This window comes from Antrihabitans stalactiti (genome assembly GCF_012932915.1).
Classification (GTDB): domain Bacteria; phylum Actinomycetota; class Actinomycetes; order Mycobacteriales; family Mycobacteriaceae; genus Antrihabitans; species Antrihabitans stalactiti.
In genome coordinates this window covers 1,108,286-1,122,073 of record NZ_VCQU01000001.1, presented here as the reverse complement: position 1 = coordinate 1,122,073, position 13,788 = coordinate 1,108,286, and the positions used below count along the sequence as shown (strand labels likewise).

The window sequence follows — 13,788 nt, the reverse complement described above, 5'->3', positions numbered from 1 at the left end:
CAGATGGCACATCAGGAGGATTAGTGACTGCCGTAGAGCCCAAGCCAGTCCCTCAACTCGAAGGTAAACGGCCTTACCCGCCGCGAGTGGGACCTAAGGGTTCGTACCTGTGGAAGATGCTCACCACGACCGATCCCAAGGTCCTCGGGATCATGTACCTCGTCACGTCGGTGGGCTTCTTCTTGATCGGCGGCCTCATGGCGCTGCTGATGCGTACCGAACTCGCCGTACCCGGCCTGCAATTCCTGTCCAACGAGCAGTACAACCAGCTGTTCACCATGCACGGCACGATCATGCTGCTGTTCTATGCGACACCGATCGTCTTCGGCTTCGCAAACGTGGTGCTCCCGCTGCAGATCGGCGCTCCCGACGTGGCGTTCCCGCGTCTGAACGCGTTCAGCTACTGGCTGTACCTCTTCGGCGCGACGATGGCGACCGCCGGCTTCATCACCCCCGGTGGCGCTGCCGAATTCGGCTGGACCGCGTATTCACCGCTCACCAGCGGCCTGTACTCGCCCGGCATCGGCGCCGACCTCTGGATTCTGGGTCTTGCCGTCTCCGGCCTCGGCACCATCCTCGGTGGCGTGAACATGACGACGACGGTCATCGTTCTCCGCTGCCCAGGCATGACCATGTTCCGGATGCCGATCTTCACGTGGAACATCCTGGTCACCAGTGTTCTTGTGCTGCTCGCCTTCCCGCTGCTGACGGCTGCCCTCATGGGTCTGGCTGTCGACCGCCACCTCGGCGCACATATCTACGACCCGGCGACCGGGGGTGTGCTGCTATGGCAACACCTCTTCTGGTTCTTCGGCCACCCGGAGGTGTACATCATCGCGCTCCCGTTCTTCGGGATCGTGTCCGAAATCTTCCCGGTGTTCAGCCGAAAGCCGATCTTCGGATACACCACGCTCGTGTACGCGACGCTCGGCATCGCGGCGCTGTCCATCGCGGTGTGGGCGCACCACATGTACGCGACCGGCGCGGTCCTGCTGCCGTTCTTCTCGTTCATGACGTTCCTCATAGCCGTGCCTACGGGCGTGAAGTTCTTCAACTGGATCGGCACGATGTGGAAGGGGCAACTGACCTTCGAGACACCCATGTTGTTCGCGGTCGGGTTCTTGGTGACGTTCCTCTTCGGTGGTCTGTCGGGCGTCATCTTGGCGAGCCCGCCGCTGGACTTCCACGTGACCGACTCGTACTTCGTGATCGCGCACTTCCACTACGTGCTCTTCGGCACGATCGTGTTCGCCACCTACGCCGGTATCTACTTCTGGTTCCCGAAGATGACGGGCCGGATGATGGACGAGCGGCTCGGCAAGTGGCACTTCTGGGCCACCCTTGTCGGCTTCCACACAACGTTCCTCGTCCAGCACTGGCTGGGTAACGAAGGCATGCCGCGTCGGTACGCCGATTACCTGCCGACCGACGGCTTCACGACTCTGAACATCGTGTCGACCATCGGCGCGTTTATCCTCGGTGCCTCGACCCTGCCGTTCGTGTGGAACGTCTTCAAGAGCTTCCGCTACGGCGAGGTCGTGACCGTCGACGATCCATGGGGTTACGGCAACTCGCTCGAGTGGGCGACGAGCTGCCCGCCGCCGCGCCACAACTTCTACGAGTTGCCGCGCATCCGGTCGGAGCGTCCCGCATTCGAGCTGCACTACCCGCACATGGTCGAGCGGTTGCGGCACGAGGCGCACGTCGGCTGGGGCTCGGACAAGCACACGGCAGAACTGCTCGAAAAGTCTGGCGTGAAGTCGAAGTAGTTCACACGTAGAAACGCCCCGCCGAGCTTCTCGGCGGGGCTTTCTGCTGCTCAGGCGGGCGATCCCACCTGGTAGGTGAGCAGAACGTTGTCCGAGCCTGCGATGGTGCGAGCGTCGATCGGGCGCAGGGCCGGTGTGCTGTCGAAGGCTGGCGTGCCGTCTCCGACGGCCGCCGGACCGACCATCACATGCAGTTCGTCGATCAGTCCGTTCGCGAGCAGGTCGTTCCACAGCGTGCGGCTGCCGAAGATCAAGATGTCGCCGCCGTCCTGGTTCTTGAGGTCGGCAATGTGGCTGTGCGCGGCTTCGCGCGTGACGATGGTCGTGTTGTCGTGCCAGGGGAGGCTCTCATCGGGAGCGGCCGTATCGGAGACGACTACTTTATCGATGGCATTGTCACGACGCGAGATCTCGCGCTGCGCAGGAGTCGCGTCCGGATTGTCGACCACTGCGGGCCAGAATCCTCGGAACATCTCGTAGGACGTCCGACCGAGCAACAGAGTGTCGGCTGTACCCAACCGCTCCGCGCAGTACGAGTCGAACGCGTTGTCCATGTTCATCGCCATCACGTTGTTGCCGGGTCCCGCCGTGTAGCCGTCGAGCGAGGTGATGGTGAAAACGATGACTTTGCGCATGTGCTTCTCCTATTTCTGTCGAGCATTCGGTGACTTCTACTGGTTATGAGCTCCCTCGCGGTCAGAACTAATCGGTCCCGGGCAAAAACTTTTGAACGAGGTTGACACAATAGGGAGCCAAGGCTGACGACACGGCCGCATGCGACGAACGGAGTTCTCTCGGTGGGATCAACCGACGCCACTGTCCTCGTCACCGTCACAGGTAGAGACAAGCCCGGCGTGACGTCTGTTCTGCTCGCAGCGTTGTCGAGGCACGCTGTGTCACTGCTCGACGTCGAACAGGTCGTCATCCGCGGCCAGCTGACTCTCGGCGTCCTGGTGTCGTGTCCGAACGACCCCGAAGCTCTGCAGGAAGAGCTCGAAGAGGCGATGAACACCGTGGGGGTCCACGTCGACGTCGAAATCGGCGCTGACCCCGTCGGTCGCGCCAGCCTCTCGACGCACGCGGTGGTCGTGATCGGCAGTCCTGTCTCCGCGCGTGCGTTCAGCGCGGTCTCGCGGGTTCTTGCACGTCAGGGTGCCAATATCGATTCGATCCGGGGGATCGCCGACTACCCGGTCACCGGTCTCGAACTGCTGGTGACGGCGACCAACACCGGCGCGGGGGCAGACGCACAGCTGCGGACCAGCTTGGCTGAAGTCGCGGTTGCAGAGAACGTCGATGTCGCTATCGAGCGCGCCGGACTGGCCCGCCGGGCGAAGCGCCTCATCGTGTTCGACGTCGATTCGACGCTTATCCAGGGCGAAGTGATCGAGATGCTCGCTGCGCGCGCCGGTGTAGAAGCCGAGGTCCGCGCCGTGACCGAGGCGGCGATGCGAGGCGAGATCGACTTCGCCGAGTCGCTGCATCAGCGCGTCGCCACGTTGGCAGGCCTGGACGAGAGCGTGATCGACGACGTTGCCGAAAACATCCAGTTGACCCCTGGAGCCCGGACGACGATCCGCACACTGCGCAGGCTCGGCTTTCACTGCGGTGTCGTGTCCGGCGGCTTCCGTCAAGTCATCGACGACCTTGCACACGACCTAGAACTCGACTTCGTCGCCGCCAACACCCTCGAGATCGTCGACGGCAAGCTGACCGGTCGGGTGCTGGGCGAAATCATCGACCGCGAGGCCAAAGCCATTGCGCTGCGCAAGTTTGCGGCCCAGGTCGGCGTGCCGATGGAACAGACCGTCGCGGTCGGCGACGGCGCCAACGATATCGACATGCTCAACGCCGCAGGTCTCGGTATCGCGTTCAATGCGAAACCCGCGTTGCGCGAGATCGCCGATGCCGCGCTGTCGCACCCGTACCTCGATGCCGTGCTGTTCATCCTTGGCGTCACGCGACACGAGGTGGAGGCGGCAGACGCCTTCGACGGGATGGTCCGGCGCGTGCCGCTGGAAGAGCTTCCCCGCCTGTGAGCGAAATTCACCCCGCTGAGGGCGAGACTCGCACACGGGCAATGCCGTTGATCCTGCATATACCGAAAGTCGATCCGCCCCTGCGCAGCGCGTTGCTGTCGGCCGCGGCCGTCGCGACGGTGGCGCTCTGCTACGACGAACGTGTGGCCGAGGGCGGTCCGTGGCACGACGAATTCAGGGCCTGGGCCGACGACCGCATCCGCAAAGTCGCTCGTCGTGCCCGCGGTGCGCATTGGGTCGCTGCGCAAGAGGTCGACGGTGTGACCGTCGAGGTCGGCGGCGCGCAGGCTCGCGCGCTCGTGCCCGGACCTGTCGACGAACTCGATCCGCGCATCAAGCGGCTCCAAGTCGGTGGCACCGACCTCGACCACGACGATCCAGGACCGCCGGAGCCGGATGTGCCGGTGTTGTGGGTCAATTCGTCGCTGGAGATGACGGTCGGCAAGGCGGCCGCTCAGGTCGGCCATGCGTCGATGCTGTTGGGAATGGCGATGTCGAAGGCTCAGTTGGCGCAATGGGCAGCAGCGGGATTCGCCTGCTCGGTGCGGGACGCGACCGCCGCGCAGTGGGCGCAATTGGAGCGGTCGGTTGGTAGCGGTCGTGGTGTGGCGGTCCGCGACGCCGGATTCACCGAGGTTGCCGCTGGTTCGATGACGGTGATTGCGGTTCCGACTGAGGTGAGGCGACGGCGTTGGACCTGGCGCTAGCGCAACAGCGATTCGCCGCCGCCCGGGTGGCGAGGCTTGCGACCGTGGGGGCCGACGGACGTCCGCACATCGTTCCCGTGGTGTTCGCCGTCGATGCTGGGCAGGTGTATCTGACTGTCGATGCAAAGCCGAAGTCGACCCGCGATCTGCGGCGGCTGAGCAATATTGCCCAGACCGGGCACGTCAGCCTGTTGGTCGACGAATACGACGACGACTGGACCCGATTGTGGTGGGTTCGGGTCGACGGCGACGCCGTGGCTGCCGACGCCGACGCTCCCGATGGACGACGTGCGATCGATGCGTTGGTCGCGAAGTATTCGCAATACGCGGCCGAGCGCCCGGCTGGGCCTGCTGTGATCGTGACGACACTGCGGTGGCGCTCGTGGTCTTACTCAAAGGTCCAGTAGTTGCCGATTGGCTATGGTTTCTAGGGCCAGTTCTGCGCACGATGGACCAATGCTGGTACGTAGATTGATCGCGCTGTACACGGGTCTGTGGCTGTACGGATTCTCGATGGCCATGATGATTCGAGCGAATCTCGGGCTCGACCCATGGGACGTTTTCCATCAGGGCGTGGTCGAACATGTACCGCTGAGCTTCGGCCTGGTCACTGCGCTCACCGGTGCCGTCGTGTTGCTCGCATGGATCCCGCTGCGCCAGATGCCTGGCATCGGAACCGTGAGCAACGTTGTGGTGATTGCGATTTCGGTCGACGTCGGGCTCGCATGGCTACCCGATTTCGACGACATGGCGGTGCGGGTGCCCGCGATGGTGGGCGCCGTCGTGCTCAACGCAATCGCGTCGGTGCTCTACATCGCCGCAGGCATGGGACCAGGTCCGCGTGACGGCCTGATGACAGGTCTGGTCGCCCACACCGGGCGCTCGGTTCGGTTGGTGCGCACCGGAATCGAGGTGATGGTGCTGACGACCGGATGGCTTCTCGGTGGCAGCGTCGGTGTGGGGACCCTCGTGTATGCCCTTGGGATCGGTCCCTTGATTCAGCTGTTCATCCCGTTGGTGTCCGGATTCCTGCCGGGGTTCGGCGCGCGGAAGGCGAGCACTGTCGGACCGGTCACTGCGATGGTCGAACCAGGTTTGTTGGGCGTGACGTCGGTCGGCAACCCGTCTGCGGTTGTCGAATCGAAGGCGGGAGTTATCTTGCCTGCGAACCAGTCCGGACCCGCGAGCGTGACCCCCGTAGCCGTGCCGGAGTGAAAGACGAGTAGCCAACTGGAGTCCGAGCCCGGCACGCCGCCGGTCCGGACGTCGGAACCGTCGATCCACGCCTGCAGCGTCGTTCGCGAATTGTCGTGCCACCCGTCGTGATCGAGCTCGATTCCGTCGCCGCCGAACCACACCAGGTCCGGATGGCCGGTCGGAGTGGCGCGGCCTTCGAAGAATTCGGGTTGGCGTAGCGCGGGCGCGGACCGTCGAAGTTCGGTGAGGCGAGCGACGAACACGATCAAGGCCTCGTCGGCACTCGGCCAGTCCACAGCCCAGGCGTCGGCGGCCGCCGCGTCGGCCGGCACGCAGTAGGCATTGTTGTTGCCGGACTGGCTATGACCTTGCTCATCGCCCGCGAGCAGCATCGGGACGCCGGTCGACAACAGCAGGGTCGCAAGCAACGCGCGGACGTGGCGAGCGCGCGCCTCGACGACACCAGGGTCGTCGGTCGGACCCTCGACGCCATGGTTGACCGAGAAGTTATGTCCCGCACCGTCGTTGCTGTTCTCGCCGTTGGCATCGTTGTGCTTGCTGCTGTAGGAGACGAGGTCGGCCATCGTGAACCCGTCGTGCGCGGTCACGAAGTTGATCGACGCAAGCGGCGTTCGCCGGTGAAAGATATCCGCCGAACCCGCTATCCGCGAGGCGAATTGGCGGATTCCGGTCTCGCCGATCCAGAAGCGGCGCACGTCGTCTCGGTAGCGGTCGTTCCATTCCGACCACAGCGGGCCGAAGTTGCCGACCTGGTAGCCCGCCTTGGTCGCGTCCCACGGCTCGGCAATGAGCTTGCGGCGCTGCAAGATCGGGTCGGCGGTGATCGCCGTCAGCAGCGGTGCGCGTGGGTCGAACGGTCCGCCTGCGTCACGGGCAAGTGCGGGGGTGAGGTCGAATCGGAAACCGTCGACCCCCATATCGGTGGCCCAGTAGCGCAGGCTGTCGCAGACCATGCCGACGACGACGGGGGAGTAGCAGTCGACGGTGTTGCCGCACCCGGTGAGGTCGATATCGGCGCCGTCGTCGGTGAGCTGGTAGTAGCCCGGTGCGTCGAAGCCACGCCAGCTCACAGTCGGTCCGGCGATGCCGAATTCGCAGGTGTGGTTGTAGACGACGTCGAGGATGACCTCGATGCCTGCTGCATGGAGTGCGTCGACCATGGCTCGAAACTCGGCGATCTCGCGCCCGGGTGTCGTCGCGTAGCGCGCAAGGGGCGCGAAGTAGGCGCCCGTCGAGTAGCCCCAGTGGTTGCGCATGCCACGCGCCCGGACCGCCGGCTCGGTGAGGAACGCCTGCACGGGAAGTAACTCGACGGCGGTAATGCCAAGGCGCTGAAGATGTTCCACGACCGGCTCGGACGCGAGGCCGAGATAGGTGCCGCGGTGCTCAGGCCTGACGTCGGGATGGCGCGCCGTGTACGCGCCGACGTGTAGTTCCTGGATCACCGTGTCTTCCCATGGCGTTTCGAGGCGCGGTCCATCGTTGAGCGGGAGCGTCGCTGTGACGACCGAAAGCGGAACGTGGCCCAGTGAATCGATGTCGGACGGCGCGCCGAACGGATCGTCTGCGTAGCCGAGGAGCGCCTCGGCGTCGCCCAACTCACCGGCCAACTGCCGGGCGTACGGATCGATGAGCAGCTTCTTCGGATTCATCCGATACCCGCGACGCGGATCCCATCGGCCGCCAACGCGATAGCCGTACCGCTGACCAGCGCCGACACCGTCGACGATGCCGTGCCACAACCCGTACGTCTGCTGCTCGAGATCGATCCGGACTTCGCCGCCCGCGTCGATGAGGCAGAGCTGAACCCGGTCCGCGTCGGGTGCGTGGACCGAGAAGTGGGTACCGACACCGACCGTCGAAGCCCCCAATGGGAACGGCGATTCTGCGCGTGTGAGCGACACGAATCCGATACTGCCGTGAAAGGGCCACCGATGTGGGTAAAGATGGGCTCGTGCCGCAACCCGATCCCGACCTGCTCATCGATTTCAACGACGTACTCATTCGACGGTCCGGGGTGACGTTGGTCGGACCCGTCAGCTGGCAGGTCGAGCTGGATGAGAAGTGGGTTGTGCTCGGACCGAACGGTGCCGGCAAGACGTCGTTGCTGCGGATCGCCGCCGCCGAAGTCCATCCGACATCCGGTACTGCCCACGTGCTCGGCGAGGTGTTGGGTCGGGTCGACATCAACGAGCTGAAGCCGCGGATCGGGCTGTCGTCGTCGGCGCTCGCCAGTCGGGTGCCTGCGGACGAAAAGGTCAGCGACCTGGTTGTGTCCGCTGGTTATGGAGTCTTGGGTCGTTGGCGGGAGCGATACGACAAGGTCGACACCGATCGCGCGCTCGACATGCTGGAAAGCCTGGGTGCAGAACATCTCGCTGCCCGCGCATACGGGACGCTCTCGGAAGGTGAGCGCAAGCGGGTGCTGATCGCGCGAGCGCTGATGACCGACCCCGAACTCCTGCTGCTCGACGAACCCGCCGCCGGCCTGGACCTCGGCGGTCGTGAAGAACTTGTCGCACGCCTGACGCATCTCGCGATGGACCCGGACAGCCCGGCGACCGTGCTCGTCACCCACCACGTCGAAGAAATCCCGCCAGGTTTCACCCACGGACTGCTGCTCAAGGAGGGCGAGGTCGTCGCACAGGGTTTGCTCGACACCGTGCTGACCAGTGCAAACTTGAGCGAGGCCTTCAGCCAGTCGATCGCTCTCGACAAAGTCGACGGTCGATACTTCGCCCGGCGCTCGCGGTTGCCCGGTAGGCATCGGCACCGGTAGGCGCCTCGATCGTGGCGAGTACGGTGCCTGATGTGAGCACTGTGCCTGATTTGAACGAGCGCGAGATTCCGGTTAAAGACGCATCAACGGTGATGCTGCTGCGCGACGGTGAGCCGGGCCTGGAGGTGTTTCTGCTGCGCCGCGTGCGCGGGATGGACTTCGCGGGCGGCATGACGGTGTTCCCCGGCGGTGGCGTAGACCTGTCCGACGCGGACGCGAACCTGGCGTGGGCGGGTCCGCCGGTCTCGTGGTGGGCGCAGAAGTTCGGCGTCGACGAGCACCGGGTCAAGGCGCTCGTGTGCGCTGCAGTCAGGGAGACGTTCGAGGAATGCGGCGTATTGCTGGCCGGTCCGACGCCTGACACGGTTGTCGCCGATACCTCGGGTTACCGCGCCGCACGCACCGCGCTGGAGAAGCGCGAGCTCACGTTCGGCGAGTTCTTGACTGCGGAGGGCCTTGTCCTGCGCGCCGACCTGCTGCGGCCGTGGGCGAACTGGATCACGCCGGTCGGCGAAACGACGCGACGGTACGACACGCGGTTCTTCGTCGCCGTCGTCCCAGAAGGTCAGCATGCCGATGGCGACACGTCGGAGGCGGCAGCGGTCGCATGGTCGACGCCGTCAGCAGAGTTGGCCCACTGGAAGGCCGGCGGAAGTATCTTGATGCCGCCGACGTGGTCCCAGCTGACCGCGTTGGCCGGTTACGCCACGACCGCCGAGGTTCTTGCCGCCGAGCAGGTGATCGAGCCTATCCAGCCCGATCTGCTGGTTGTCGACGGAAAATACAAGATCGATTTCCCGGGCGATGAGAACTACCACCTCCCGGCGTCGCTCTGAGGTGCGCCTAGGCTCCGCGTATGGCTGAATTCGTGACGCTCGACGTTACCGACGGCATCGGGACGATCCGAATCGCTCGTCCACCCGTGAACGCCCTCGACCTGCAGACTCATCGTGAGCTGGTGGCTGCGGCACGGGAGGCGGACGGGAACGCCGAGGTCAGGGCCGTGATCGTCTACGGCGGTGAGAAGGTGTTCGCCGCAGGTGACGACATCAAGGAGATGGCGAGTTTCAGCCCTGGTCAGGCTGCGCTGCTTGCCGGCGACGTCCAGACAGCGCTGGGATGCATCGCGACTATCGGTAAGCCGACTGTCGCCGCGATCAGCGGATATGCGTTAGGAGGCGGACTCGAGGTCGCGCTCGGCGCAGACCGCCGCATCATCGGCGACAACGTCAAACTCGGTCTGCCGGAAATCTTGTTGGGAGTGATTCCTGCAGGTGGCGGCACACAGCGGCTGGTACGGCTGATCGGGCCCAGCAAGGCGAAGGACTTGATCTACACCGGTCGTTTCGTCGGCCCGGAGGAAGCCCTCGCTATCGGGTTGGTCGACGAGGTGGTCGCCCCCGATGAGGTGTACAACGCCGCGCGAAAGTGGGCCGCGCAGTTCGTGAATGGCCCTGCCCGGGCGTTGGCGGCGGCAAAAGCGGCGATCGATGGGGGCCTCGCCGGCGACCTTGCATCCGGCCTCGACATCGAACGACGCGAGTTCTCGGCGCTCTTCGGAACCAACGATGTGGAAATTGGAATGCGGTCGTTTCTCGCCGAGGGACCGGGTCGGGCCAAATTCACCGGTGAATGACGATCCTCCTCTAAAAGGTAGGCTGCGCTCATGACTGCAAGTCCCACCGAGCCCACCCGTCGTCTTGCGGCCGTCCCGGATCTGGATCCGGCGCCGAACCCGCACGCCACCCAGGAGGAGGTGGAAGCTGCGCTGAAGGACACCAAGCTTGCGCAGGTTCTCTACCACGACTGGGAAGCAGAGACCTACGACGACAAGTGGCACATCTCGTACGACGAGCGGTGCATCGACTACGCGCGCGGTCGCTTCGACGCGGTCGCCGGTGAGCAGGATCTGCCCTACGAGCGTGCGCTCGAACTCGGCTGCGGCACGGGATTCTTCCTGCTCAACCTGATGCAGGGCGGCGTCGCCAAGCGCGGCTCGGTTACCGACTTGAGCCCCGGCATGGTGAAGGTTGCGTTGCGCAATGCCGACCACCTCGGCCTCGAAGTCGACGGTCGCGTCGCCGACGCAGAGACAATTCCGTACGCGGACAACACCTTCGATCTCGTCGTCGGGCACGCTGTGCTGCACCACATTCCCGATGTCGAGCAGGCGTTGCGAGAGTGCTTGCGCGTGCTCAAGCCGGGCGGCCGATTCGTCTTCGCCGGTGAGCCGACGACGGTGGGCAACTTCTACGCGCGGTGGCTGGGGCGCATCACGTGGGAGAGCGTCACTCGCGTCACCAAGCTGCCGTTCCTCGCCGACTGGCGGCGTCCGCAAGAGGAGCTCGACGAATCTTCTCGCGCGGCCGCGCTGGAGGCCGTCGTCGATCTGCACACCTTCGAGCCGACCCAGCTGGAAGAGATCGCCGTCGCTGCCGGAGCCGTCGAGGCCAAGGCAGTGACCGAGGAATTCGCCTCCGCACTGCTCGGCTGGCCGTTGCGGACCGTCGAATACGCGGTCCCGCGCGAGAAGCTGGGTTGGGGCTGGGCGCAGTTCGGTCTGCAGAGTTGGAAGAAGCTGACCTGGGTCGACGAGAACGTGCTGCGGCACGTCGTCCCGCGTCGCTTCTTCTACAACGCCCTGATCACCGGCGTAAAACCCTGAGCTACGGCTTCACTGAGGCCGACGTCGACTACCTCGTCGGCTCGGCCGGTACAGCGGCGTTGGCCAAGGCCGACGAGCTGGAATTGTCTTCGGCCAGCCTGTTGCGCGACCTCGGTCGAGCCCGTGAGCTGTTCGGAACGTACGCGTCTGCCGTCGTGGAGACGGTCCTGCTGCGTCGACGTTCGGCGGCAAAGATCGCTGACGGTGAACGTTGGTTGTTCACCGACGACGGTCTGCAGCAGGCGACGCCGACCCTGGTGGCCCGGCATCGGGCACAGCGGTTCGCCGGCCGCACGGTCCATGATGTGACGTGTTCGATCGGTGCGGAGTTGGCCGAGCTCGTCGGAGTGGCTGCCGGCGTCGTCGGTAGTGACCTCGATGCGGTCCGGCTGCGGATGGCGGCACACAACGTCCCTGGCGCGAGTCTGGTCCGGGCCGATGCCCTGGCGCCGGTGACCGTGGGGACGGTCGTCATCGCCGACCCAGGACGGCGGTCCGGCGGCAAACGTACGCACGACCCGGCTCAGTTGCAGCCTCCGCTCCCAGACCTTCTCAATGCGTATCCCGGTCGGGATCTGGCGGTCAAGTGTGCCCCTGGCCTCGACTTCGACCGCCTCGGCTGGGCAGGCGAGGTCGAGGTGACGTCGCTCGACGGCGGAGTTCGCGAGGCGTGCCTGTGGTCGGAAGGGCTCGCCACTGCGCGACGGAGGGCCACAGTGCTGAGCTCCGACGGCACCGGGTGGTCGATCAGCGACGCCGAATCCGACGATATTCCCGAGCGGGAACCAGGGGAGTGGATCGTCAATCCCGACGGCGCGGTGGTGCGGGCGGGCTTGGTCCGGCATTACGCGGCCAAGCACGGTCTGTGGCAACTGGACCCGCGGATCGCCTACCTGACCGGCGACTCCGTGCCCGACGGTGTCCGCGGCTTCCGGATCCTCGAGCAAGTCAAGTATTCGGAGAAGGTAATTCGGCAGGAGTTGGCCCGCCGCGATTGCGGGACGCTCGAGATTCTGGTCCGGGGCGTGGACGTCGACCCTGCGGTCCTGCGGCCGCGGCTGAAGCTGCGCGGGTCCGCGTCGTTGGCGCTGGTGATCACGCGCATCGGTCGCTCGGCCACGGCGTTCGTGTGCGCACCCCCCGTGCGCGCGTCTTAGCCGCCCAGGGGTGAAAATCGCGCACAGTTGTTTTAGGCGAAGACGAACAACTCACCGATGAGCGTCGGCGTCAGGACCTCACCCTTCGGCCCGATCGACGTCCCGACCGTGATCCCTTTGGCTCCCGGCAACGGATCTTCATCGACGGTTGCGCCGGTCTCGGTGTCGAAAGTGAGCATGGTGAGGTCCGCGTTTTCGCCGCGACCCTTGCTGACCACTGTGTATCCGGTCGATCCCGCGGTTTGCGCGGGTACGCCGAGCTGAACGAGTTCGGTCCGCTCCCAGACCTTCTCGGCATGATCACCCTTGTCGCGCACTGCGAGAAGATGACCGTCGCGACCGCCGGCCGGGATGATCAACCCATCCGCCGAGACGGATGCACTCCCCAGCGGCGTGAACCCCAGGTCGTAGGTCCACTTCACGGCGCCGGTGGCTGCGTCGACTGCCAGCAGCTTGTTCACGTTGTCGCTGACGTAGACCGTCGAGCCGTCGGCGGAGAGGTTGGGGCTGGTCGCGGACCCGCCTTCCAGGATGTCGGCGTTCCATTCGTAGGTGACCTTCGGGTCGTCGCCGCCGGAGTACTTCAACGCAATCAAGGAGGCGTTCGGGGCGCCCGGGCGCCACAGCGTCACGAAGAATCGACCGGAATCAACATCCAGTGCGGGTGTGTTGGCCACGGGGCAACCCGCCGTGCCGGCGAAACACTCCTGCAGCCCCTGGTCGTCGGGTGGCGGCACCAAGTTCGGGTTTGCGAGGTAGTCGGGATGGCCGAGCAGCTCGAACGGCGAGGTCACGCGTTTGCCGGTCTGGCGCTCCATGACGTTGACCTGGCCGAGCTGCGAAACCGAGAGCACATTGCCGTCGTGCGTGAACTGCGCGGAGATCGGTGTGCCGAAAACCTGTGTGCGCCAACGGGGCTGACCGTGGTCGTTGAACGAACTCATGCCTCCGCTGTCGCCGACGTAGGTGTTGACCGCTGCGTCCACGATCGGCGTCGACGCGACGACGCCCGGGTTGAGCCGGTTGCAGAAGCGCATGCGACCGCTGTCCATCTCGTAGGAGAAGAGGTTGCAGCCGTTCTCGGTTTTCGTAGTGACGAACAACTGGCCCGTCGACGCGATCGACGCATACGCAGCGACCGGTCCGCCGATCGGCCGTGACCACTTCAACTCGATCGACCGCGACCCAGTGACCGAGCTCGTGTCGCTGTTGCGCGCGTCTGCATGGATGCCGGGCCAGCCTTCGTCGGAGATGCCGACAGACGAGCTGGTGCTTGCACCGCAGCCGGTCATGACGAAAGCCGCGATGATTGCCAGCACCGCCGTCGCCGACCGAGCGACCCCGTACCGACCTGAAACGCCCCGCATGCACTCTCCTTATCAGGATGTCTGCCCCCGAGAGACTATCCCGCCCGCTTCCACGCTCGGGTATCGGACGAGCCGACTGAGGACGAA

At 65.1% G+C, this 13,788-nt stretch carries 12 protein-coding genes and 1 pseudogene; 10 read left to right on the top strand and 3 right to left on the bottom strand.

Annotated elements, in window-relative coordinates; all coding sequences use genetic code 11:
• Positions 1-23: 23 nt before the first annotated feature.
• On the top strand, positions 24-1,769 hold the full coding sequence (gene ctaD, locus FGL95_RS05410) for an aa3-type cytochrome oxidase subunit I (protein WP_169585111.1): 1,746 nt from the start codon (positions 24-26) through the stop codon (positions 1,767-1,769).
• Positions 1,770-1,819: 50 nt separating this feature from the next.
• On the opposite strand, the gene FGL95_RS05405 is transcribed toward ctaD, so the two are convergent.
• Complete coding sequence (locus FGL95_RS05405) at positions 1,820-2,404, bottom strand: dihydrofolate reductase family protein (protein ID WP_169585110.1); 585 nt, start codon at positions 2,402-2,404, stop codon at positions 1,820-1,822.
• Positions 2,405-2,566: 162 nt separating this feature from the next.
• Here FGL95_RS05405 and serB point away from each other — a divergent pair, with 162 nt between their 5' ends.
• The 4 genes from serB to yczE are packed head-to-tail and all read left to right on the top strand — an operon-like array spanning position 2,567 to position 5,730.
• Positions 2,567-3,808, top strand: coding sequence for a phosphoserine phosphatase SerB (serB, locus tag FGL95_RS05400; protein ID WP_169585109.1), 1,242 nt, complete (start codon positions 2,567-2,569; stop codon positions 3,806-3,808).
• Positions 3,809-3,849: 41 nt separating this feature from the next.
• Positions 3,850-4,515, top strand: coding sequence for an aminoacyl-tRNA hydrolase (locus tag FGL95_RS05395; RefSeq protein WP_169585263.1), 666 nt, complete (start codon positions 3,850-3,852; stop codon positions 4,513-4,515).
• Positions 4,500-4,922 carry a TIGR03668 family PPOX class F420-dependent oxidoreductase gene (locus tag FGL95_RS05390; protein ID WP_169585108.1) on the top strand — a complete coding sequence of 141 codons (423 nt, stop codon included), beginning with the start codon at positions 4,500-4,502 and terminating at the stop codon, positions 4,920-4,922. Before FGL95_RS05395 ends, FGL95_RS05390 begins: the two co-directional genes overlap by 16 nt.
• A gap of 49 nt (positions 4,923-4,971) precedes the next feature.
• Positions 4,972-5,730 (top strand): membrane protein YczE, encoded by a 759-nt coding sequence (yczE, locus tag FGL95_RS05385; protein ID WP_338079714.1) that lies wholly within the window; start codon positions 4,972-4,974, stop codon positions 5,728-5,730.
• Here yczE and glgX read toward each other — a convergent pair.
• A pseudogene (gene glgX, locus FGL95_RS05380) lies at positions 5,709-7,637 on the bottom strand (glycogen debranching protein GlgX); the annotation flags it as partial. The gene yczE and the pseudogene glgX sit on opposite strands and share 22 nt — an antisense overlap.
• 50 nt (positions 7,638-7,687) lie before the next feature.
• On the opposite strand from glgX, the gene FGL95_RS05375 reads away from it, so the two are divergent.
• The 5 genes from FGL95_RS05375 (at position 7,688) to FGL95_RS05355 (ending at position 12,334) form a co-directional block, all read left to right on the top strand.
• Positions 7,688-8,512 (top strand): ATP-binding cassette domain-containing protein, encoded by an 825-nt coding sequence (locus FGL95_RS05375; RefSeq protein ID WP_169585107.1) that lies wholly within the window; start codon positions 7,688-7,690, stop codon positions 8,510-8,512.
• Between the two features lie 92 nt (positions 8,513-8,604).
• Complete coding sequence (locus tag FGL95_RS05370) at positions 8,605-9,348, top strand: NUDIX hydrolase (protein ID WP_240962792.1); 744 nt, start codon at positions 8,605-8,607, stop codon at positions 9,346-9,348.
• 20 nt (positions 9,349-9,368) lie between these two features.
• Positions 9,369-10,148, top strand: a complete 780-nt coding sequence (locus FGL95_RS05365) for an enoyl-CoA hydratase/isomerase family protein (RefSeq protein WP_169585106.1) — start codon at positions 9,369-9,371, stop codon at positions 10,146-10,148.
• Between the two features lie 30 nt (positions 10,149-10,178).
• Positions 10,179-11,177, top strand: coding sequence for a class I SAM-dependent methyltransferase (locus FGL95_RS05360; protein WP_169585105.1), 999 nt, complete (start codon positions 10,179-10,181; stop codon positions 11,175-11,177).
• The gene (locus tag FGL95_RS05355; RefSeq protein WP_169585260.1) at positions 11,174-12,334 is read left to right on the top strand and encodes a THUMP-like domain-containing protein; all 1,161 of its coding nucleotides are present in this window, start codon (positions 11,174-11,176) and stop codon (positions 12,332-12,334) included. The genes FGL95_RS05360 and FGL95_RS05355 overlap by 4 nt, the downstream gene beginning before the upstream one ends.
• Before the next feature lie 32 nt (positions 12,335-12,366).
• On the opposite strand, the gene FGL95_RS05350 is transcribed toward FGL95_RS05355, so the two are convergent.
• Positions 12,367-13,701, bottom strand: a complete 1,335-nt coding sequence (locus FGL95_RS05350; protein WP_169585104.1) for an outer membrane protein assembly factor BamB family protein — start codon at positions 13,699-13,701, stop codon at positions 12,367-12,369.
• Between the last annotated feature and the right edge of the window lie 87 nt (positions 13,702-13,788).